Origin of the sequence: Burkholderia anthina (assembly GCF_902498995.1) — a bacterium.
In the GTDB taxonomy this organism is placed as follows: domain Bacteria; phylum Pseudomonadota; class Gammaproteobacteria; order Burkholderiales; family Burkholderiaceae; genus Burkholderia; species Burkholderia anthina.
The window spans coordinates 1-21511 of the sequence record NZ_CABVLY010000024.1 but is presented as its reverse complement, the minus strand read 5'-3'; the positions used below and the strand labels follow the sequence as shown (position 1 = coordinate 21511).

The following is a 21511-nucleotide window of genomic DNA, read 5'->3' as shown; positions in this document are numbered from 1 at the left end:
CTTCCATTTTGCAATCCTTATAGATGCATCGGAAGGTTGGCTTTCGGACCCAGTCGGATGTTGTTCGTACGACCTGTCATGGCAGGTGAGCGACCTGATGACGAAGTCCATTTTTTTCTCAACCAGTACCAGAGGATTTGATATGAAGCTCGCACTCTCCAGCATCGCAGCACTCGCCGTCGTTGCCGCAGCAACCCTGCCCACCGTGGCACACGCCACCGACGGCACGATCACCATCAACGGCCAGATCGGTACGCAGACCTGCACGATCAACGGCAACGGCACGGGCGGCAAGGACTTCACCGTCGCACTGCCGAAGGTGTCGACGTCGTCGCTCGCCACCGGCGGCTCGACGGCCGGCCGCACGCCGTTCAAGATCGGCCTGACGAACTGCTCGCCGGCAACCGGCAACGTCTACACGCACTTCGAACCGGGCACCACGGTCAACTCGACCACCGGCCAGTTGTTCAACGCAACGGGCACCGCGAAGAATGTCGAAGTCGGCCTGCTCAACGGCGACACGAGCAACATCGGCGTAGGCAAGGCCGATGAAAATTCGAAGGCGGTCGCACTGTCGAACGGTGCTGCAGAGCTGCCGTATTACGCTCAGTACGTCGCGACGGGCGGCCCTGCAGGCCAAGGCACGGTGAACACCTCGGTGATGTACTCGATCATGTATCAGTAAAGTCCGAGAACCGGCGCGCGTCCCGTGCGCCGGATCGTCACAGGGGCGCGGGGGCGCGCGCCCCTTCCCCGGCATCCTCGGCGAACCAGCGCGCCATCGATCCGCATGCCGACGGCATTGTCGTTCTACCCGTCGTGGCTGCATCTCGCCTCTTTCAGGATTCCGTAACCAACCAGGCCGACAACGCTCGCGCCGGATGACTCGCCATGGGTCAACGCAGTACCTCATCCAGGCAGTCGGTTCCGAAGCACCGTCGCGCGTCACGTGTTCTCCATGCCGCCCGTTGGTCTGTTCCGAAAATTCGAACTCGTCCAATATCCAAACCTGCTAAACAAAACTACTTTTCACCTGTTCAAGACAATAAAGGTGATCTGGTGAACCGCAGTTATTTCCTCTCGTCCCGAGCACGCGTGCGCCTGTACGTCGCACATTCGGCCCTGCTCGCCGGTGCGGCGATGTCGTCGCCATCGACTGCACAAGTCACGGGCGGTGGCGCGCAGCAAGCCGACGGCATCGAACTCGAAGTTGCGCCGGGTGAATATTCGACGCACAAGCCCGGCCAAGACGTGCTTTCCGCGATCAACGGCGGCACGCTGACGACCCGCAGCCGGACCCGCATCTTTTCGACCGGCAACAGTTCGGCGGGTGCCGCCGCGTGGGGCAGCAAGTCGCGTGTTGTCCTTCGCGATACCGAAATCCGGACCCGCGGCAGTTCCAGCGTCGGCATCGACCTTCGTAACGGCGGTAGCGCATCCGCGGAGCGCGTGTCCATCGATACCGACGGCGACTATTCGCATGGCGCGTCCGTCGACGGCAACAATGCGCACCTCACGCTGTCCGACAGCGTAATCGTGACGCGCGGCAAGGAAGCGAGCGGCATCACGGCGATCCTGGCGCCGGGCGGCACCATCGACGTGTCCGACACGCTGATCCGTACCAGCGGCCTGTTCGGCACCGGCCTGTCCATCAGTTACGGCGGCGTCCGGGCGACACTGACCCGTACCGATATCCGCACGGACGGCGACTATGCGTCGGTGCTGTATCTGCCGAGCTCGTCCACCGTTGCATTCAGCGACTCGTACCTGGAAACTGCCGGCGACTACGCGCTCGGCGTGGACACGCGCGAGGGCAGCGTCGAGCTCGCGCGCACGCGCGTCATCACGCACGGCAAAAGCGCGCACGGGCTTTATGCATCGAAGGAATACACCGATACGCCGGTCGTCGATGCCACCGATACGTTCGTGACCACCACCGGCGCGCGCGCGATCGGCGCGATCGCCCGCCTCGGCGGCAAGTTCTCGATGACGCGCGGCGGCATCACGACGAGCGGCGAGCGCGCGCGCGGCGTGATGTCGGCCGGTACGGACTCCGTCGCGTCGCTCGTCGATACCAGCGTCGAAACCCACGGCAAGGAAGCCGTCGCGCTTTATTCGAGCGCCGGCGGCACGATCGATCTCGTGCGGACCAGCGCGCGCGCAACCGGCGACGGCGCTCATGCAGCGGCCGTCTACGGCGGCACGCTGACGATCGACGACGGCTTGCTGATCAGCGAACGCCACGGCGCGATCGACGCGTCCGACGCGACCATCGTGCTGAAGAACGGCACGCGCGCCATCGGCGGCAACGGCAAGTTGCTGTCCGTGCATGCCGAGTCGGGCGAGCCGGTCAGCCTGACGCTCGACGCCCGCTCCCATGCCGTCGGCGACATCGTCAACCAGCCGACCGAAGACGGCAGCCCGACGGATGCCGTGACGGACGTCACGCTCGCCAATGCCTCCACGTGGACCGGCGCGACCGACGTGGTTCGCTCGCTGTCGCTGGACACGAACAGCCAATGGACCGTCACCGGCGACTCGACGGTCGGTTCCGTCTCGCTGAACGATTCGACGATCGCATTCGACACGCCGGCTGCCGACGTGCCACTCACGCCGCGCACGCTCGTCGTCACGGGCGACTATGCGGCGCGCAATGGCAAGCTCGTCCTCCATACGACGCTGCGGGACGATGCATCGCCCACGGACCGCCTCGTGATCGACGGCGGACGCGCATCGGGCGACACCGGCATCATCGTCAAGCGCACCGGCGGCGACGGCGCGCCAACGACCGTCGGCATCCCGATCGTCCAGACCCGCAACGGCGGCACGACGGATGCAGCGGCATTCAAGCTCGACGCGGCCTCGGACGGCTTCCGGCAAGGCTTCGGCACGTTGTCCGCCGGCGGCTACGACTACATGCTGGCGCGCGGCGGGCAAGGCGGACAACCGGACGACTGGTATCTCGTGTCCGCAGCGAAACCCGAGCCGCCGATCAAACCGGAAATCACGCCGCCGCCACCGCCCCCACGCGCCGCCGCACCGGAACCCGACGCGTACATGGCAAACGCCGATGCCGCATCGATGATGGCGATCCATACGCTGCATCAGCGCGACGATCGCTCGCTGCGCACCAGCGCGGCAGGCCCGCTCGACGGCGCGGTCTGGCTGCGCGCCGAGGGCCAGATGACGTCGATGTCGGGCGGCAACCGCAGCGTGTCGGGCAACGGCCGCCTGATTCACGCAGGCGCCGACCTGTTCCGCTTCGGCGACGGTCGCGGCGGCAGCGTGCGCGTCGGTGCGATGGGCATGTACGGCAGCCAGACGAACTGGTCGACGCGCCCGCTGTGGAACCCGCTCGAGCGCCGCATCACGAACGCCACCTCGCGCGGCAGCGTGGCTGGCTACAACGTCGGGCTGTACGGCACCTGGTACGGCAACCGCGACATCCTGACCGGCCCCTACGTCGATGCGTGGTTCATGTACGGCGCCTATGCGAACAGCGTGGGCGGCAGCCTCGCGGCCGACTCGTACCGGTCGCGTACCGTCACGGGCTCGGTCGAAACGGGCTATTCGCTGCCGTTCTACGAGCGCGGCGACACGCGTTTCTTCGTCGAGCCCGAAATGCAACTCGTCGTGTCGGACTACCGCGCGGATGCCCACGCCGCGCCCGGCGGCCGGATCGACGGCCAGGGCGCCACCGACGTGCTGACCCGCGTCGGCGTGCGCGTGCACGGCGTCACAGCGATGTCGGCCGGACGCGAGCTTCGGCCGTTCATCGAGGCGAACTGGTGGCACGGCCCCGGTTCGCGCTCGCTGACGCTCGATCGCAATGCCTTCTCGTTCGCCGTGCCGCGCGACCGCGCCGCCGTGCGCATCGGGGCGACCGGGCAGGTGAGCCGGCAATTCTCGGTGTCGGCAAGCCTCGGCGTGGAAGGGAATCTGTCCGACTACTCGGTGGTGAAGGGGCAACTCTCGGCGAAATACCGCTGGTAACCCCGCCGGCGGCCCGCGGGGTGCGAAATCCGCACCCCGCGGAATTCCGCTATACTTTGCCGACTGCCGCCTCCTTGGCGGCAGGTCGGAAGCGCGCCGATTTGCTGACTCGATTGCGGGCGCGCGAACCGGCCGGGCATGGATGTGTATCTTTGTCCCGGCGGTTCACTACAAATGCGGCTAAAGAGGTCGTCAGCCGCGCACCTTCGCCTCCGCGCATCGCCGACACCATTTAGCCGCCCAGTCATAAGGCGGAACGAATGGAATCGATCGGCATCGTCGCTCCACAGACCATGCACTTCGCCGAACCGCTGCGCTTGCAAAGCGGCAGCGTGATCGGCAACTATCAGCTCGTCGTCGAGACGTACGGCGAGCTCAACGCCGCGCGCTCGAACGCGGTGCTCGTCTGCCACGCGCTCAACGCGTCGCACCACGTCGCCGGCGTCTATGCGGACGATCCGCGCAGCACCGGCTGGTGGGACAACATGGTCGGCCCCGGCAAGCCGCTCGACACCAACCGCTTTTTCGTGATCGGCGTAAACAACCTCGGCTCGTGCTTCGGCTCGACCGGCCCGATGAGCGTCGATCCGTCGTCCGGCAAGCCGTACGGCGCGCGTTTCCCGGTGGTTACCGTCGAGGACTGGGTGCATGCGCAGGCGCGCGTCGCCGATGCGTTCGGCATCGAGCGCTTCGCCGCCGTGATGGGCGGCAGTCTCGGCGGAATGCAGGCGCTCGCGTGGAGCCTGATGTATCCGGAACGCGTCGCGCACTGTATCGACATCGCATCGACGCCGAAGCTGTCCGCGCAGAACATCGCGTTCAACGAGGTCGCGCGCTCGGCGATCCTGTCCGATCCCGACTTCCATGGCGGCGACTACTACGCGCACGACGTGAAGCCGAAGCGCGGCCTGCGCGTCGCGCGGATGATCGGCCACATCACGTACCTGTCCGACGACGACATGGCCGAGAAATTCGGCCGTGCGCTGCGCCGCGCGGACGGCGCGCTCGACGCGTACAACTTCAGCTTCGACGTCGAGTTCGAGGTCGAGTCGTACCTGCGCTACCAGGGCGACAAGTTCGCCGACTACTTCGACGCGAACACGTACCTGCTGATCACGCGCGCGCTCGACTACTTCGACCCGGCCAAGGCGTTCGACGGCAACCTGACCGCCGCGCTCGCCCACACGCAGGCGAAATACCTGATCGCGAGCTTCTCGACCGACTGGCGCTTCGCGCCGGCGCGTTCGCGCGAGATCGTGAAAGCGCTGCTCGACAACAAGCGCACGGTCACCTACGCGGAAATCGACGCGCCGCACGGCCACGACGCGTTCCTGCTCGACGACGCGCGCTATCACAACCTGCTCCGCGCGTATTACGAACGAATCGCCATCGAGGTGGGTGCATGAACCAGCAAGCGCTGAACTCCCTGTCCGCCCGTGCGGACTTCCGTGCGATCGCCCGCTGGGTCGAACCGCGTGCGACCGTGCTCGACCTCGGCTGCGGCGACGGCTCGCTGCTGTCGCTGCTGTCGGAAGAACTGGACGTATCCGGCTACGGGATCGAACTGAACGATGCGGGCGTGCTCGCGAGCGCGAAGAACGGGATCAACGTGATCCAGCAGAACCTCGAGGACGGCCTGCGCCTGTTCGAGGATCACAGCTTCGATTTCGCGATCCTGTCGCAAACGCTGCAGACGATCCACCAGACGGCCGCGATCCTGCGCGAAACCGCGCGCGTCGGGCGCGAGTGCATCGTGTCGTTCCCGAACTTCGGCTACTGGGCGCACCGGCTGTCGGTGCTGCGCGGCCGGATGCCGGTGTCGAAGTCGCTGCCCTACCAGTGGCACAACACGCCGAACGTGCGGGTGCTGACGATCAAGGATTTCGAGGCGCTCGCGCCGGAAGTCGGCGTCACGATCCTCGACCGCATCGTGCTGCACGAAGGCCAGCCGATTCGATGGGGAGCGAACTGGCGTGGTAGTCTTGCTGTCTACCGCGTCAAGCGCAGCTGAGCCAGGGGGCCGTTGACGGGAGATCCGGCCCGCACATGCGTGCGACCGCCCCCTGCGCGGTCCGCGCCGCCTGCGCTGCCGCCGCAATCAGTCAACGCTACCCAGTTCCTGTCCATGTCGAAAACGCCACACGAGGCGCCCGCACTCACCGCTCACGAGGATCACCCCGGCTGGCGCGCCTATCTGAACACGCACATGCTGATCTGCGTGTTCCTGGGCTTCACGTCCGGCCTGCCGCTCTTCACGCTCGTCTACCTCGTGCAGGCATGGCTGCGCTCCGAGGGCGTGAACCTGAAGGAAATCGGCCTGTTCGCGCTGATTCAGTTCCCGTATACGTGGAAGTTCCTGTGGGCGCCGCTGATGGACCGCTACATCCCGCGCCTGCCCGGCTGGCGGCCGGGCCGCCGGCGCGGCTGGATGCTGTTCACGCAGGTGCTGGTCGCCGGTGCGATCGCCGCGCTCGGCTTCGTGTCGCCGCGCGACTCGATCTGGACGGTCGCCGCGCTCACGACGCTCGTCGCGTTCTTCGGCGCGAGCTCCGACATCGTGATCGACGCGTATCGCCGCGAACTGCTGCGCGACACCGAGCAGGGCCTCGGCAACGCGGTGCACGTGAACGCGTACAAGCTCGCCGCGCTGATCCCGGGTTCCCTGGCGCTGATCCTGTCCGATCACATGCCGTGGGACGTCGTGTTCGCGCTCACCGGTGCATTCATGCTGCCGGGCATCCTGATGACGCTGGTGGTGCGCGAACCCGAAGTGGTCGGCGCGCCGCCGCGCAACCTGCGCGACGCGATCGTGCTGCCGTTCCGCGAATTCATCCAGCGCGACGGCTGGGCCGGTGCGCTGCTCGTCATCGCGTTCATCTTCCTGTTCAAGATCGGCGACACGATGGCGACCACGCTGTCGACGTCGTTCTTCCTCGACATCGGCTTCACGCGCACCGAGATCGGCATCGTCGCGAAAACCACCGCGCTCGTCGCGAGCGTCGCCGGCGGCATCGTCGGCGGCGTGTGGCTCGTGAAGATCGGGATCGGCCGCGGGCTGTGGATCTTCGGCGCGCTGCAGATGGTGTCGACGCTCGGCTTCGCATGGCTCGCGCAACTCGGCCCCGGCTCGCCGGTGCTCGCGATGCTGTACGACTTCACGGTCTCGACGAGCCACGCGATCGCGGCCGGGCTATCGGTGTTCGGCATCGCCGTCACGCCGCAATTCAGCCCGATGACGGTCGCGCTCGCGATCGTCTATGGCTTCGAAACCTTCACGACGGGCCTGACGATGGCCGCGTTCGTCGCCTATATCGCGAGCACGACCGACCCGCGCTACACGGCCACGCAATTCGCGTTGTTCACGAGCCTCGCGTCGGTGCCACGCACGCTCGCGTCGGCCGCAAGCGGCTTCATCGTCGCGAAGATCGGCTGGTTCGACTACTTCATCGCGTGCACCGCACTCGCGATCCCCGGCATGCTGCTGCTGTTCAAGATCGCGCCGTGGAACGGCGTCGCACGCAACGGCGAGGCCCGCCGTGCGCAGTGATCGACTGCATGGCCTGGCACGCATCGCCGCGTCGCTGAGCGTCGGCATCGCGGCACTCGTGGCCGGAAGCGCACATGCGGCCGACGCAAACGCGACCTCGGCAGGCTCCGCACCGGCCACCGCGCCCGCTTCGCCGTCCACGCCGGCGGCACCCGCTACGCCGTCCGCGGCCGAAGCCGCGCAGCCGACCGGTGCGGCCGCGTCCACGAAAGCCTATACGCCGACACCGCAGCAAGTCCGCTACGGCAACGCGATCGCGTTCCGCACGCTGATCCCGTCAACGCTGCTCGAACAGCTCACCGCGACCGAATACGCGCAAATCGTGCAGGCAGCCGCCGACAGCAGCCGCCTGTTGCCCGCGAACCAGCCGCGCGTGAAGCGCCTGCGCGCGATCGTCGCGAAGCTCGCGCCGTATTCGGTGAAGTGGAACGATCGCGTGAAGAACTGGGCGTGGGAGGTCAATGCGATCCGCTCGCGCGACATCCGCATCACCTGCCTGCCGGGCGGCAAGGTCCTCGTGTACGGCGGGATGCTCGACCGCGTGCGCCTGAACGACGACGAATTCGGCGTGCTGCTCGCGCATGGCATCGCGCATGCGCTGCGCGAGCACGCGCGCAGCAATTTCAGCACGACGTCGCAAACCTCGCTGCGCGCGGCCACGCTGCCGCCGCTGTTCGGCGTCGGCGACCCGCTGCCGCAGGCCCTGAACCTCGGCGCACGCCTGCAGACGCTGCGCTACGACCCGACCGACGAAACCGAAGCCGACGTGATCGGCGGCGACATCGCCGCACGCGCGGGCTTCGATCCGCGCGCGGCGATCACGCTGTGGGACAAGCTCGCGGCCGCGACGCGCGCGGACAAGGCGACGGGCTTCATCTACCTGCACCCGTACGGTGCCACGCGGCGCCAGGATCTGCTGAACCGCCTGCCCGACCTGATGCCGCTGTACGCGAAGGCGGTCGGCAAACGGGTCGACACGCTGCCCGACTACGCGGGCATCAGCGCGCAGCGGCGCAAGGTCGTGCGGCGCTGAGCGCCGCATCCGGCGTTCTGCATTCGGCGGCGCACGGCGTCCGGCACTACGCGCGGACGACCGATTCGACCGGCCGGCTTCCGGCGCCGCTTTCGCGCATCGCACGCACTTCGTCACCCGGGCTGCGGCCGAACAGCCGCTTGAACTCGCGGCTGAACTGCGACGCGCTCGCATAGCCGACCCGCGCGGCGGCAGCCCCTGCCCCGACGCCGTCCTGCACCATCATCAACCGCGCCTGGTGCAGGCGCGCGGCCTTCACATACTGCATCGGCGACGTCGCGGTCACGTGCTTGAACTGCGCGTGGAACACCGCGAGGCTCATTCCGGCCTCGCGCGCGAGCGTCTCGACGTCGAGATCGGCCGTCAGGTCCGCATGGATGCGCCGCAGCGCCTTCGCGATGCGGCCGAAATGATGCCGCTGAACGAGCGCCGCGCGTATCGCGTCGCCCTGCGCGCCGGTCAGCACGCGATACGCGATCTCGCGCATGATCGCCGGCCCGAGCACGCACGTATCGTGCGGCGACGCGAGCGCTTCGAGGAGGCGCACCACCGCGTCGGCAAGCGGCGCATCGAGCGGTGTCGAGTAGACGCCGTGCGGCTCGCTGACCGCGGCGCCGAGCGTCTCGTCGAGCAGAATCGCGAGTTCGGCGATCACCGCGAGATCGACGCGGATCGAGATCGCGAGAAACGGCTCGTCCATGCTCGCGAAGGTTTCGCATTCGAACGGCAACGGCACCGACAGCACGAGATACTGCTGCGCGTCATAGACGAACGAGCGCTCGCCGAGATAGCCGAGCTTGCGGCCCTGGCACACGACGATGATGCTCGGCTCGTACAGCACCGGCATACGCGGCACCGGCCGGCTCACGCGGATGAAGCGCACGCCGTCGAGCGCCGCCAGCGTGTCGCCCTCGTTCGGCGCGAGGCGCGCATGCAGCTCGATCATGCGGCGCCGCACGCGGTCGCCCGAGTCGTCGAAAAGGGGCTGGAAGCTCATCGGCGTCATCCTGTCCTGCAAGAGAATCTGGCTCGCAATGTAGCACCCTGAAACCGTTTTGACGGCCGCTCGCGTGCAATTCGAGAGGAATAGGCAAATCTTCGAGACCTTCGTGTATTTCGCCGCGGCCGCGCGCTCCTTACGATGGGCACCTGTCTCGCCGCACCGCCACATGGTGCGGCGGCAGTCTGTTTCGCCGGATGTTTTCCCGGACAAGGAGCCCCCTGCATGAGCACAACTTACGCTTACGCGGCGACCGATGCGCGCTCGCCGCTCGCCCCGTTCGAATTCCAGCGCCGCGCGCTGCGCGACCTCGACGTCCAGATCGAGGTGTTGTACTGCGGCGTTTGCCACTCGGACCTGCACCAGGCCCGCAACGAATGGCGCAACACGATCTACCCGGTCGTGCCGGGCCATGAAATCGTCGGCCGCGTGACCGCGACCGGCCCGCAGGTATCGCGCTTCAAGGTCGGCGAGCTGGTCGGCGTCGGCTGCCTCGTCGACTCGTGCCGCACCTGCCCGAGCTGCGAGGAAGGCCTCGAGCAGTATTGCGAGAACGGCTTCGTCGGCACCTACAACGGCCAGGATCGCGTGACCGGCGACGTCACGTACGGCGGCTACTCGACGCAGCTCGTCGTCGACGAGGCATTCGTGCTGCGCGTGCCGGAGACGCTCGACCCGGCCGGCGCCGCGCCGCTGCTGTGCGCGGGGATCACGACCTATTCGCCGCTGCGCCAGTGGAACGTCGGCCCCGGCAAGAAGGTCGGGATCGTCGGCCTCGGCGGGCTCGGCCATATGGGCGTGAAGCTCGCGCGCGCGATGGGCGCGCACGTCGTGCTGTTCACGACGTCGCCGTCGAAGATCGAGGACGGCAAGCGGCTCGGCGCGCACGAAGTGGTGATCTCGAAGGACGAAGCGCAGATGAACGCGCACCTGAACAGCTTCGACTTCATCCTGAACACGGTCGCCGCGCAGCACGACCTGAATCCGTTCCTGCACCTGCTCAAGCGCGACGGCACGATGACGCTCGTCGGCGCGCCGGAGCACGACCACCCGTCGCCGCAGGTGTTCAACCTGATCTTCAAGCGCCGCCGCCTCGCGGGCTCGCTGATCGGCGGGATCGCGGAGACGCAGGAAATGCTCGATTTCTGCGCGGAACACGGGATCACGTCGGATATCGAAACGATTCCGATGCAGCAGATCAATGCCGCTTACGAGCGGATGCTGAAGAGCGACGTGAAGTACCGGTTCGTGGTGGACATGGCGTCGCTCAAGCAGTAAGCGACGCGCCAGACGAAACGGGCCGCATGTTCGACATGCGGCCCGTTTTGCATCCGGCGACCGGCAGGTTCGACTGCGGTGCGCGTCATGCCGCACCGCGTCGACGATTACTTCTTGTAGTCGTAATCCACCGTCAGCGGCGCGTGATCGCTGAACTTGATGTCCTTGAAGATCGACGTGCTCTTGGCGGTGCCGGCCACGCCCGGCGTCGCGATCTGGTAATCGATCCGCCACCCGACGTTCTTCGCGTATGCCTGGCCGCGGTTGCTCCACCACGTGTACTGCTCCGCGCGCGGGTCGAGCGTGCGGAACACGTCGACATAGCCGACGTCGTCGAACAGCTGCGTGAGCCACGCGCGCTCTTCCGGCAGGCAGCCCGAATTCTTCTGGTTGCTCTTCCAGTTCTTGATGTCGATTTCCTTGTGGACGATGTTCACGTCGCCGCACAGGATCACCTCGCGCTTTTTCTTCAGCTCGGCCAGATGCGGCATGAACTCGTCCATGAAGCGGTACTTCGCCTGCTGGCGCTCTTCGCCGCTCGAGCCGGACGGCACGTACACCGACACGACCGACAGCTTGCCGTAGCGCGCCTCGACGTAACGCCCCTCGGAGTCGAATTCGCTGCTGCCGAAGCCGATGATCACGTCATCGGGCTCGTGGCGGCTGTACACGCCCGCGCCGCTGTAACCCTTCTTCTCGGCGTGGTGGAAATAGCTCCTGAAGCCGTGCGGCTCGACGAATTCGGCCGGCAGGTCGTCGGCCGACACCTTGATTTCCTGCACGCACACGCAGTCGGCGTTCTGCTCGCCGAGCCATTCGAAGAAGCCTTTCTTCGCGGCGGAGCGGATGCCGTTCAGGTTGGCGGTAATCACTCGCATCATGTCGGGTTCCGTTGTTCAGTTCAGTTCGATGTTTTTTACAGGATCGCAGCCTAGCGGATCTTCACCCCGTCGAGCTCCGGCTTCGGCGGCGGGAATTCGAGCTTCATGTCGGTCATCGTGCGCAGCAGCAGTTCGGAGATCATCACGTTGCGGTGCGTCTTCGAGTTCGCCGGAATCACGTACCACGGCGCATGCTCGGCCGACGTCGCGGCGAGCGCGTCGCGGTACGCCGACTGGTACGCGTCCCAGTGCTTGCGCGCGTCGAGATCGGAGATGTCGAATTTCCAGTGCTTGGCCGGATCGTCGATGCGCGCCTGCAGCCGCTCGCGCTGCTCGTCCTTCGAGATATGCAGGAAGCACTTGATGATCGTCGTGCCGTTCTCGGCCAGCATCGTCTCGAAATCGCGGATCTGCCGGTAGCGGCGCTCGCATTCCTTGTCGTCGATGAGGTCGAGCACGCGCGGCACGAGCACGTCTTCGTAGTGGCTGCGGTTGAAGATCGCGAGTTCGCCCGCGGCCGGCACCTGCGCATGCACGCGCCACAGGAAGTCGTGCGCGGCCTCGATCGGCGTGGGCGCCTTGAACGGCACGATGCGCAAGCCGAGCGGATCGACGTCGCGGAACACCGCGCGCACGGTGCCGTCCTTGCCGCTGGTGTCCATCCCCTGCAGCACGAGCAGCACGCGCTTCTTCTGCTGCGTGTGCAGGCGCTCCTGCTGCACGTCGAGCGCCGTCGACACGGCGGTGAGCCGTTCGCGGTCGGCGTCCTTCGAACCCGACGAGAACGGCTTCGCGCCCGGATCGAACGCATCGAGCTTGAATCCGGCAGCTTCCTTCTCGCGCGTGCCGTACGGCACGCGGAAATCGTCGAGCGACGGTTGTTTCGCCATTCGTTCCTCCGTTGGACGGTGTGGTGCGCACGTGCACACGATAACGCATGCACCAAAACGACGGGCCGCCCCGAACAGGTTCGGCGGCGGCCCGTCGTCAAGCGCGGTTCAGGCGCGCGCCCATGTTCAGCCGAGCTTCTTCTTCAGCAGTTCGTTGACCTGCTGCGGATTGGCCTTGCCCTTCGTCGCCTTCATGGCCTGGCCGATCAGCGCGTTGAACGCCTTTTCCTTGCCCGCGCGGAATTCCTCGACCGACTTCGCGTTCGCTGCGAGCACCTCGTCGATGATCGCTTCCAGCGCGCCGGTGTCGGAGATCTGCTTCAGGCCCTTCGCGTCGATGATGCGGTCGGCCGCGCCTTCGTCGGTTGCCTGCTCGTCCCAGATCGTCGCGAAGATTTCCTTCGCGATCTTGTTCGAGATCGTGCCGTCAGCGATGCGCTGCAGCACCAGCGCGAGCTGGGCGGCCGAGACCGGGATCGCGTCGATCTCGATGCCGTCGCGGTTCAGCTGCGACGACACGTCGCCCATCAGCCAGTTCGCGGCGATCTTCGCGTTCGCCGCGCCCGCCTTCGCGACCACCGATTCGAAATACGCGGCCATCGCCTTGCTCGACGTCAGCACGCCCGCGTCGTACGCGGACACGCCATATTGCTCGGCGAAGCGCTGCTGCATCGCGGCCGGCAGCTCGGGCATCCCGGCCTGCACGCGCTCGACCCAGTCCTGGCCGATCACGAGCGGCATCAGGTCGGGATCGGGGAAGTAGCGGTAGTCGTGCGCGTCTTCCTTGCTGCGCATCGAGCGCGTCTCGCGCTTGTCCGGATCGTAGAGGCGCGTTTCCTGCACGACTTCGCCGCCGTCCTCGATCAGCTCGATCTGGCGACGGACCTCGTAGTTGATCGCTTCCTCGAGGAACCGGAACGAGTTCAGGTTCTTGATCTCGGCACGCGTGCCGAACTTCTCCTGGCCGACGGGGCGCACCGACACGTTCGCGTCGCAGCGGAACGAGCCTTCCTGCATGTTGCCGTCGCAGATGCCGAGCCACACGACGAGCGCATGCAGCGCCTTCGCATAGGCCACGGCTTCGGCCGCGCTGCGCATTTCCGGCTCGGTGACGATCTCGAGCAGCGGCGTGCCCGCGCGGTTCAGGTCGATCCCCGTCATCCCGGCGAAGTCTTCATGCAGCGACTTGCCCGCATCTTCCTCGAGGTGCGCGCGGGTCAGGTTGACCGTCTTCTCGTACGCTTCCTTGCCGGCCTTTTCGTTGGCGGGCACCTGGATCGTGATCTGGCCGCCCTGCACGACCGGAATCTCGTACTGGCTGATCTGATAGCCCTTCGGCAGATCGGGGTAGAAATAATTCTTGCGCGCGAAGATGCTGCGCGGCGCGATGGTCGAGCCGATCGCGAGGCCGAAGCGGATCGCGCGCTCGACCGCGCCGCGGTTCAGCACCGGCAGCACGCCCGGCAGCGCCAGGTCGACGGGGCAGGCCTGCGTATTCGGCTCCGCGCCGAACTGCGTCGACGCGCCGGAGAAAATCTTCGAGACGGTCGACAGTTGCGCGTGCGTCTCGAGACCGATGACGACTTCCCATTGAGTAGCCATATTCATGCCTCCCGCCGAGCCGCCTCAAGGGAGGCATGCGCCCCCTCGGGGGGCAGCGAACAAAGTGAGCGTGGGGGCTCATTCCCCACCCCCGCCGGAACTTGCTTGTGCCAGTCGGTCGCGCGCTGGAACGCGTCGGCGACCTGCAGCATCCGGGCTTCGTTGAAATAGTTGCCGATGATCTGCAGGCCGACCGGACGCTTCGCGTTCGCGCCCGCGCCGAAACCGCACGGCACGCTCATGCCGGGCAGGCCGGCGAGGCTCACCGACAGCGTGTAGATATCCGCGAGATACATCTGCACCGGATCGTCGCCCTTCGCGCCGAGATCCCATGCGACCGTCGGCGACGCCGGGCCCATGATGACGTCGCAGGACTTAAACGCTTCCTGGAAATCCTGCGCGATGATGCGGCGGATCTTCTGCGCCTGCAGGTAGTACGCGTCGTAGTAGCCGTGCGACAGCACGTAGGCGCCGACGAGAATCCGGCGCTTCACTTCAGGCCCGAAGCCTTCGGCGCGCGACTTCTTGTACATGTCGAGCAGGTCGCCGTACTGCGCGGCGCGATGGCCGAAGCGCACGCCGTCGAAACGCGACAGGTTCGACGACGCTTCAGCCGGTGCGATCACGTAGTACACGGGGATCGACAGCTCCGTCTTCGGCAGCGATACGGGCACGAGCGTCGCGCCGAGCGCTTCATATTGCTTGAGCGCCGCGTCGATCGATGCGCGCACGTCGTCGGCGAGACCGTCGCCGAAATATTCGTTCGGCAGGCCGATGCGCAGGCCCGCGAGCGGCTTGCCCGCGTCGTTGCCGGCCGCCCACGGCTGGCCGAGGTGGCACGTGAAATCCTCGTCGTCGTGCTCGAGGCTCGTCGAGTCGCGCTCGTCGAAGCCGGCCATCGCGTTCAGCAGCAGCGCGCAGTCGGACGCGCTCTGCGCCATCGGGCCGCCCTGGTCGAGCGACGACGCGAACGCGATCATCCCGTAGCGCGACACGCGGCCGTATGTCGGCTTGATGCCCGTCACGCCCGCGAACGACGCGGGCTGGCGGATCGAGCCGCCGGTGTCGGTGCCGGTCGCGGCCGGCGCGAGGCGCGCGGCGACGGCGGCCGAGCTGCCGCCCGAGCTGCCGCCCGGCACCGCATTGGTGTCCCACGGGTTCTTCACCGCGCCGAACGCCGAGTTCTCGTTGGACGAGCCCATCGCGAACTCGTCCATGTTGGTCTTGCCGAGCGTGACCATGCCGGCCGCCTGCAGGCGGGCGACGACGGTCGCGTCGAACGGGCTCTCGTAGTTCGCGAGCATCTTCGAGCCGGCGGTCGAGCGCCAGCCGCGCGTGACGAACACGTCCTTGTGCGCGATCGGCAAGCCGGTCAGCGCGCCGCCCGCGCCGCGCGCGAGTTCGGCGTCGGCGGCCTTCGCCTGTGCGAGGGTCAGATCGGCGTCGACATGGACGAACGCGTTCAGGTCGCGAGCCGCGTCGATCCGTTTCAGGTAGAGCTGCGCGAGCTCGACGGCCGAGCATTCCTTGGCGGCGAGCGCGGCGCGCAGTTCGGTCAGGCTTTTTGCGTGCATTGAGTGGTTTTCCTGGGAATTCTGGGTCGCGCGCGGCGCAGGGCCGGCGCGCTTGTCAGCGAATGCTTACTCGATCACCTTCGGCACGAGATAGAGGCCGTCCTGGACGGCCGGCGCCGGACGCTGGTTGTCGTCGCGATTGACGACTTCCGTCACGGCGTCGTCACGCAGGCGTTGCGCGACTTCCTGGATCTGTTCGATCGGGTGGGCGAGCGGCGCGATGCCGGCGGTGTCGACCGCCTGCATCCGCTCGACGAGGCCGAAGAATTCGTTGAGCTGGCCGAGCGTATGCTCGGCGTCGGCGTCGGCCATTTCGAGTCGCGCCAGGTGCGCGATGCGTTTCACATCGGTCAGGGTCAGGGCCATGCGATCACCGGAAAAACAAGACTGCGCAACACCTCGAAAACAGCGTTGCGGCGGGGGGTTGGAGGGTGCGATCCCACCCTCAAAAATCGGGGCCGAAGCGGCAAAAATACCGCCCGTTTCGATTCAAATACCGTGAAATTATAAGGTATCATTACGCGTTCGACCCAAACCCGGCAGCCTTTTCCCGCACCGTTTCGCCCCACTTCGGCAAGCCGTGCGTGCTTCGTGCGCCCCCGGTAGACATCACTCGCAGCTTCGTGCGCCGCGGCGGCCGCTTCCGCCACGCTTCCCGAGGCTGTTATTTTTTCCGCTGCCGCCCTCAGCGCTCGCTATGCAGGGCCGGCCCAGAGCGAAACAGGATTCTGAATGTTCGGTTTTTTGCGCAGCTACTTCTCCAACGATCTCGCGATCGACCTCGGCACCGCAAACACCCTGATCTACATGCGCGGCAAGGGCATCGTCCTCGATGAGCCGTCCGTCGTGTCGATTCGCCAGGAAGGCGGCCCCAACGGCAAGAAGACGATCCAGGCGGTCGGCAAGGAAGCCAAGCAGATGCTCGGCAAGGTACCGGGCAACATCGAGGCGATCCGCCCGATGAAGGACGGCGTGATCGCCGACTTCACCGTCACCGAGCAGATGATCAAGCAGTTCATCAAGACGGCGCACGAATCGCGCATGTTCTCCCCGTCGCCGCGCATCATCATCTGCGTGCCGTGCGGCTCGACCCAGGTCGAGCGCCGCGCGATCAAGGAAGCGGCACACGGCGCCGGCGCCTCGCAGGTCTACCTGATCGAGGAGCCGATGGCGGCCGCGATCGGCGCGGGCCTGCCGGTGTCGGAAGCCACGGGCTCGATGGTCGTCGACATCGGCGGCGGCACGACCGAAGTCGGCGTGATCTCGCTCGGCGGCATCGTGTACAAGGGCTCGGTGCGCGTCGGCGGCGACAAGTTCGACGAAGCGATCGTCAACTACATCCGCCGCAACTACGGGATGCTGATCGGCGAACAAACCGCCGAAGCGATCAAGAAGGAGATCGGCTCCGCGTTCCCGGGCTCCGAAGTCAAGGAAATGGAAGTGAAGGGCCGCAACCTGTCGGAAGGCATTCCGCGCAGCTTCACGATCTCCAGCAACGAAATTCTCGAAGCACTGACCGACCCGCTGAACCAGATCGTGTCGTCGGTGAAGATCGCCCTCGAGCAGACGCCGCCGGAACTCGGCGCCGACATCGCCGAGCGCGGGATGATGCTGACGGGCGGCGGCGCACTGCTGCGCGACCTCGATCGCCTGCTCGCGGAAGAAACCGGCCTGCCGGTGCTCGTCGCGGAAGACCCGCTCACGTGCGTCGTGCGCGGCTCGGGCATGGCGCTCGAGCGCATGGACAAGCTGGGCAGCATCTTCTCGTACGAGTGATGGTCTAAGCAGTCCCGTTTGATATGACGCACCCGCGGCGTGGCCGGATCGCTCGTTCAGAACGAACCGCCACGCCGTTTGCGCGTCTGAGCATTATTTAACCGATCACCACGCGCCCGGCGCCGACCATGGAATACAGTCCGCCGCCCCTCTTCAAGCAAGGTCCGCCCGCGCTCGCGCGGCTCATCTTCTTCGTCGCACTCGCGATCGCGCTCCTCGTGTCGGACGCGCGCTTCAGCACGCTCGAAATCGTCCGCGGCGTGCTGGGCACCGTGCTGTACCCGCTGCAGCGCGCAGCGCTCGTGCCGCGCGACCTGTTCATGGGCGCGGCCGACATCGCCGTCACGGGCGCATCGCTGCGCCACGAGAACGACGCGCTGCGCAAGCGCAACCTGCAGTTGTCCACGCAGGCCAACCAGGCCGCCGTGCTCGCGCAGGAGAACGTGCACCTGCGCGCGGTGCTCGAGCTGCGCCAGCACATCGCGACGCAATCGACGCCGGTCGAGATCCAGTACGACACCAGCGACCCGTTCACGCAGAAGATCGTGATCGGGCAGGGTTCGCAGCAGGGCATCCAGGACGGCGCACCGGTCGTCAGCGAAGACGGCGTGATCGGCCAGGTCACGCGCGTGTTCCCGCTGCAGGCCGAAGTCACGCTGATCACCGACCGCGACCTCGCGATTCCCGTGCAGGTGCTGCGCACCGGCCTGCGCAGCGTGATCTACGGCACGCCGAAGGGCGACTCGCTCGACCTGCGCTTCGTGCCGACCAGCTCCGACCTCCTCGTGGGCGACGAACTCGTCACGAGCGGCCTCGACGGCGTCTACCCGCCGGGCCTGCCGGTCGCGAAGGTCGTGCGCGTCGACAAGCTCGCCGACACCGCATTCGCCCGCGTGACCTGCGCGCCGATCGCCGCCGTGCGCGGCGCGCGCCAGATGCTCGTGCTGCACTACCAGAACGACGCCCCGCCGCGCCCGGCCGATCCCGATCCGGCCGCCGACAAGAACGCGAAGGGCGCCAAAAAGGGCGCGAAGGCTGCCGCAAAAAGCGAGAAGGCCGCCGCGAATGCGAAGCCGGCCGCCGCGCCCGCGCCCGGCGCGAAACCCGCGCCGGCTGCGCCTGCCGCTCCGGCAAAGCCCGCCGCCGCACCCGCGAAGCCCGCGGCCGGGCAATCAGGAGCCCAGCGATGAACCGCCCGCAATACATCCTGCAGCCGGTCAACCCGTACTTCATCGTCTTCAGCCTCGCCGCCGCGTTCCTGCTGAACCTGATGCCGTGGGGCCGCCTGCCCGGCGTGCCCGATTTCGTCGCGCTCGTGCTGCTGTTCTGGAACATTCACCAGCCGCGCAAGGTCGGCATGGGTGTCGCGTTCGCGCTCGGCATCCTCATGGACGTGCATGACGCGGGGCTGCTCGGCGAGCATGCGCTCGCCTATACGCTGCTGTCGTACGGCGCGATCACGATCCACCGGCGCGTGCTGTGGATGCCGATCGGCGTGCAGGTGCTGTATGTAACGCCGCTGCTCGTCGTCGCGCAGCTCGTGCCGTTCGTGATCCGCCTCGTGATGGGTGCCGCGTTCCCCGGCTGGCGCTACCTGGTGGACGGCTTCGTCGAGGCCGCGCTGTGGCCGATCGCAAGCCATCTGCTGCTGATGCCGCAACGCCGCCCGGTCGATCCGGACGATACGCGCCCCATCTGAGCCGCGCCGCCGAGACCGACCTTGAATACCCGCCGCCCCCCAGCCTGCCGCGCGCCGTGCGCCGGGGCCGCCCCTCGCCCGCGCCCGCTCGCCGCGCACGGGCCAGATCGAACGTAACCGCATGACCGAATTCAACGACACCCAGCAACAGCTCTCGAGGTTCCGCCTGCGCGTCGCGGCGGCGGGCGTGTTCGTGTTCGTCTGCTTCGGGCTGCTCGCGAGCCGTTTCTTCTACCTGCAGCTGTTCCAGCACGGCAAATACGCGCTGCAGGCCGAGGAAAACCGCATCTCGGTCGCGCCGATCGTGCCGAACCGCGGGATCATCACCGACCGCAACGGCGTCGTCCTCGCGAAGAACTATTCGGCGTATACGCTCGAAATCACGCCGTCGAAGCTCGACGACACGCTCGACAACACGATCGACAAGCTGTCCGAGATCATCCCGATCGACGCGCGCGACCGCCGCCGCTTCAAGAAGCTGCAGGAAGACTCGAAGAACTTCGAGAGCCTGCCGATCCGCACGCGCCTGACCGACGCGGAAGTCGCGCGCTTCACCGCGCAGCGCTTCCGCTTCCCCGGCGTCGACGTGCGCGCGCGGCTGTTCCGCCAGTACCCGCTCGGCATGACGGCCGCGCACGTGATCGGCTACATCGGCCGGATCTCGAAGCGCGACCAGGATCGCATCGACGCGATGAGCGACGACAACGACAGCGATCAGGAAAATTACGATCCGCGTCGCGACGCGAACAACTACAAGGGCACCGACTACATCGGCAAGATCGGCGTCGAGCAGAGCTACGAGACCGAGCTGCATGGCCTGACGGGCTTCGAGGAAGTCGAGGTGACGGCCGGCGGCCGGCCGGTGCGCACGCTGTCGCGCACGCAGGCGACGCCCGGCAACAACCTCGTGCTGTCGCTCGACATCGGGCTGCAGCAGGTCGCCGAGCAGGCGTTCGCCGGCAAGCGCGGCGCGCTTGTCGCGATCGAGCCGAAGACGGGCGACGTGCTCGCGTTCGTGTCGTCGCCGAGCTTCGATCCGAACTCGTTCGTCGACGGCATCGACCAGCAGACCTGGGACGAGCTCAACAACTCTCCCGACAAGCCGCTCCTGAACCGCCCGCTGCACGGCACCTACCCGCCCGGCTCGACCTACAAGCCGTTCATGGCGCTGGCCGGCCTGACGCTCGGCAAGCGCACGCCCGGCTGGGGCTTCCAGGATCCCGGCTACTTCACGTTCGGCGGCCACACGTTCCGCAACGACGTGCGCTCGGGCCAGGGCTGGGTCGACATGAACAAGGCGATCATGGTGTCGAACGACACCTACTTCTACATGCTCGCGCGCGACCTCGGCGTGAATGCCATCGCGAACTTCATGAAGCCGTTCGGTTTCGGCCAGATCACCGGGATCGACATCCAGGGCGAGGCGCGCGGGATCCTGCCGTCGACCGACTGGAAGAAGAAGGCGTTCAAGAAGCCTGCGCAGCAGAAGTGGTTCGACGGCGAAACGATCAGCCTCGGGATCGGCCAGGGCTACAACTCGTTCACGATCCTGCAGCTCGCCCATGCGACCGCGACGCTCGCGGACAACGGGATCGTGATGAAGCCGCACCTCGTGAAGGAAATCGAGGATCCGATCACGCGGGCGCGCCACCTGACCGTGCCGAAGGAAAGCGAAGTGATCCCGCTCAAGCAGTCCGACATCGACGTCGTGAAGCGCGGGATGGAGAACGTGGTCGAAAACCCGTCGGGCACCGCGTACAAGGTGTTCCGCGGCGCCCAGTACCTGGCGGCCGGCAAGACCGGTACCGCACAGGTGTTCTCGTTGCAGGGCTCGAACTACAAGGGCCACCTGCTCGCCGAACACCTGCGCGACCACGCGCTGTTCATCGCGTATGCACCGGTCGACCATCCGCAGATCGCCGTGGCGCTGGTCGTCGAGAACGGCGGCTGGGGGGCGCAGGCCGCGGGCCCGATCGCGCGCCGCGTGCTCGACTTCTACCTCGTCGACCGCCAGAACCCGCAGAGCGAGTCGGCCGCCGTGGCCGCCGCCGCCTCGGCGACCGAGCCGGTGAACGCACCGGTGATCGGCGACGCATCGAAGCCCGCCGTCGTCGCGGCCGGCTTCACCGCGCTGCCGCAACCGGTCCCGCCGAACGCGGCCAGCGCGGCGAACGCCGCATCGGCGCCCGACGCGGCGAGCGCCGCGCAGCCGGCCGACGCCAGCGCCGCCGCGCCGAC

General features: G+C 66.9%; 17 protein-coding genes. 11 read left to right on the top strand and 6 right to left on the bottom strand.

Annotated features, from left to right (window positions below; translation table 11 throughout):
• The first annotated feature begins 142 nt into the window (after positions 1-142).
• The 6 genes from BME24068_RS26500 to BME24068_RS26475 all read left to right on the top strand — a co-directional run bounded on the left by BME24068_RS26500 (position 143) and on the right by BME24068_RS26475 (position 8573).
• Complete coding sequence (locus tag BME24068_RS26500; RefSeq protein WP_096508397.1) at positions 143-685, top strand: fimbrial protein; 543 nt, start codon at positions 143-145, stop codon at positions 683-685.
• Positions 686-891: 206 nt separating this feature from the next.
• On the top strand, positions 892-3993 hold the full coding sequence (locus tag BME24068_RS26495; RefSeq protein ID WP_239007889.1) for an autotransporter family protein: 3102 nt from the start codon (positions 892-894) through the stop codon (positions 3991-3993).
• A gap of 260 nt (positions 3994-4253) precedes the next feature.
• Positions 4254-5399: a homoserine O-succinyltransferase MetX gene (gene metX / locus BME24068_RS26490; RefSeq protein ID WP_096508398.1), complete on the top strand. Its 1146-nt coding sequence runs from the start codon at positions 4254-4256 to the stop codon at positions 5397-5399.
• Positions 5396-6004, top strand: a complete 609-nt coding sequence (gene metW, locus BME24068_RS26485; RefSeq protein ID WP_044847830.1) for a methionine biosynthesis protein MetW — start codon at positions 5396-5398, stop codon at positions 6002-6004. The genes metX and metW overlap by 4 nt, the downstream gene beginning before the upstream one ends.
• 114 nt (positions 6005-6118) lie before the next feature.
• Positions 6119-7540, top strand: a complete 1422-nt coding sequence (locus tag BME24068_RS26480; protein ID WP_096508399.1) for an AmpG family muropeptide MFS transporter — start codon at positions 6119-6121, stop codon at positions 7538-7540.
• On the top strand, positions 7530-8573 hold the full coding sequence (locus BME24068_RS26475; protein WP_174927875.1) for a M48 family metallopeptidase: 1044 nt from the start codon (positions 7530-7532) through the stop codon (positions 8571-8573). Before BME24068_RS26480 ends, BME24068_RS26475 begins: the two co-directional genes overlap by 11 nt.
• 46 nt (positions 8574-8619) lie before the next feature.
• On the opposite strand, the gene BME24068_RS26470 is transcribed toward BME24068_RS26475, so the two are convergent.
• Positions 8620-9570: an AraC family transcriptional regulator gene (locus tag BME24068_RS26470; RefSeq protein ID WP_174927874.1), complete on the bottom strand. Its 951-nt coding sequence runs from the start codon at positions 9568-9570 to the stop codon at positions 8620-8622.
• A 228-nt stretch (positions 9571-9798) separates the two neighbouring features.
• Between BME24068_RS26470 and BME24068_RS26465 the strand changes: the two genes are divergently transcribed.
• Positions 9799-10851: an NAD(P)-dependent alcohol dehydrogenase gene (locus BME24068_RS26465; RefSeq protein ID WP_096508401.1), complete on the top strand. Its 1053-nt coding sequence runs from the start codon at positions 9799-9801 to the stop codon at positions 10849-10851.
• 107 nt (positions 10852-10958) lie between these two features.
• On the opposite strand, the gene BME24068_RS26460 is transcribed toward BME24068_RS26465, so the two are convergent.
• The 5 genes from BME24068_RS26460 to gatC form a co-directional block, all read right to left on the bottom strand.
• Positions 10959-11732: an exodeoxyribonuclease III gene (locus BME24068_RS26460; protein WP_014895708.1), complete on the bottom strand. Its 774-nt coding sequence runs from the start codon at positions 11730-11732 to the stop codon at positions 10959-10961.
• Between the two features lie 50 nt (positions 11733-11782).
• Positions 11783-12622: a polyphosphate kinase 2 family protein gene (locus BME24068_RS26455; protein ID WP_096508403.1), complete on the bottom strand. Its 840-nt coding sequence runs from the start codon at positions 12620-12622 to the stop codon at positions 11783-11785.
• A gap of 126 nt (positions 12623-12748) precedes the next feature.
• Positions 12749-14224: an Asp-tRNA(Asn)/Glu-tRNA(Gln) amidotransferase subunit GatB gene (gene gatB, locus BME24068_RS26450; protein ID WP_174927915.1), complete on the bottom strand. Its 1476-nt coding sequence runs from the start codon at positions 14222-14224 to the stop codon at positions 12749-12751.
• A gap of 2 nt (positions 14225-14226) precedes the next feature.
• Positions 14227-15798 carry an Asp-tRNA(Asn)/Glu-tRNA(Gln) amidotransferase subunit GatA gene (gene gatA / locus BME24068_RS26445; protein WP_174927873.1) on the bottom strand — a complete coding sequence of 524 codons (1572 nt, stop codon included), beginning with the start codon at positions 15796-15798 and terminating at the stop codon, positions 14227-14229.
• A 66-nt stretch (positions 15799-15864) separates the two neighbouring features.
• A complete protein-coding gene (gene gatC, locus BME24068_RS26440) occupies positions 15865-16164 on the bottom strand; it encodes an Asp-tRNA(Asn)/Glu-tRNA(Gln) amidotransferase subunit GatC (RefSeq protein WP_096508406.1) in 300 nt (99 codons plus the stop codon).
• Between the two features lie 366 nt (positions 16165-16530).
• Between gatC and BME24068_RS26435 the strand changes: the two genes are divergently transcribed.
• The 4 genes from BME24068_RS26435 to mrdA form a co-directional block, all read left to right on the top strand.
• Positions 16531-17574: a rod shape-determining protein gene (locus tag BME24068_RS26435; protein ID WP_004189550.1), complete on the top strand. Its 1044-nt coding sequence runs from the start codon at positions 16531-16533 to the stop codon at positions 17572-17574.
• 128 nt (positions 17575-17702) lie between these two features.
• Entirely contained in the window at positions 17703-18764 is a 1062-nt protein-coding gene (gene mreC / locus BME24068_RS26430) for a rod shape-determining protein MreC (RefSeq protein ID WP_174927872.1), read from the top strand.
• Positions 18761-19273 carry a rod shape-determining protein MreD gene (gene mreD, locus BME24068_RS26425; RefSeq protein WP_009687274.1) on the top strand — a complete coding sequence of 171 codons (513 nt, stop codon included), beginning with the start codon at positions 18761-18763 and terminating at the stop codon, positions 19271-19273. The genes mreC and mreD overlap by 4 nt, the downstream gene beginning before the upstream one ends.
• A gap of 121 nt (positions 19274-19394) precedes the next feature.
• A partial coding sequence (gene mrdA, locus BME24068_RS26420) for a penicillin-binding protein 2 (protein ID WP_174927871.1) occupies positions 19395-21511 on the top strand: 2117 nt, incomplete at its 3' end.

Coding starts and splice junctions, on each gene's coding strand:
- BME24068_RS26500 (WP_096508397.1), top strand. CDS start 143: ATGAAGCTCGCACTCTCCAGCATCGCAGCACTCGCCGTCGTTGCCGCA.
- BME24068_RS26495 (WP_239007889.1), top strand. CDS start 892: ATGGGTCAACGCAGTACCTCATCCAGGCAGTCGGTTCCGAAGCACCGT.
- metX (WP_096508398.1), top strand. CDS start 4,254: ATGGAATCGATCGGCATCGTCGCTCCACAGACCATGCACTTCGCCGAA.
- metW (WP_044847830.1), top strand. CDS start 5,396: ATGAACCAGCAAGCGCTGAACTCCCTGTCCGCCCGTGCGGACTTCCGT.
- BME24068_RS26480 (WP_096508399.1), top strand. CDS start 6,119: ATGTCGAAAACGCCACACGAGGCGCCCGCACTCACCGCTCACGAGGAT.
- BME24068_RS26470 (WP_174927874.1), bottom strand. CDS start 9,570: ATGAGCTTCCAGCCCCTTTTCGACGACTCGGGCGACCGCGTGCGGCGC.
- BME24068_RS26465 (WP_096508401.1), top strand. CDS start 9,799: ATGAGCACAACTTACGCTTACGCGGCGACCGATGCGCGCTCGCCGCTC.
- BME24068_RS26460 (WP_014895708.1), bottom strand. CDS start 11,732: ATGATGCGAGTGATTACCGCCAACCTGAACGGCATCCGCTCCGCCGCG.
- BME24068_RS26455 (WP_096508403.1), bottom strand. CDS start 12,622: ATGGCGAAACAACCGTCGCTCGACGATTTCCGCGTGCCGTACGGCACG.
- gatB (WP_174927915.1), bottom strand. CDS start 14,224: ATGGCTACTCAATGGGAAGTCGTCATCGGTCTCGAGACGCACGCGCAA.
- gatA (WP_174927873.1), bottom strand. CDS start 15,798: ATGCACGCAAAAAGCCTGACCGAACTGCGCGCCGCGCTCGCCGCCAAG.
- gatC (WP_096508406.1), bottom strand. CDS start 16,164: ATGGCCCTGACCCTGACCGATGTGAAACGCATCGCGCACCTGGCGCGA.
- BME24068_RS26435 (WP_004189550.1), top strand. CDS start 16,531: ATGTTCGGTTTTTTGCGCAGCTACTTCTCCAACGATCTCGCGATCGAC.
- mreC (WP_174927872.1), top strand. CDS start 17,703: ATGGAATACAGTCCGCCGCCCCTCTTCAAGCAAGGTCCGCCCGCGCTC.
- mreD (WP_009687274.1), top strand. CDS start 18,761: ATGAACCGCCCGCAATACATCCTGCAGCCGGTCAACCCGTACTTCATC.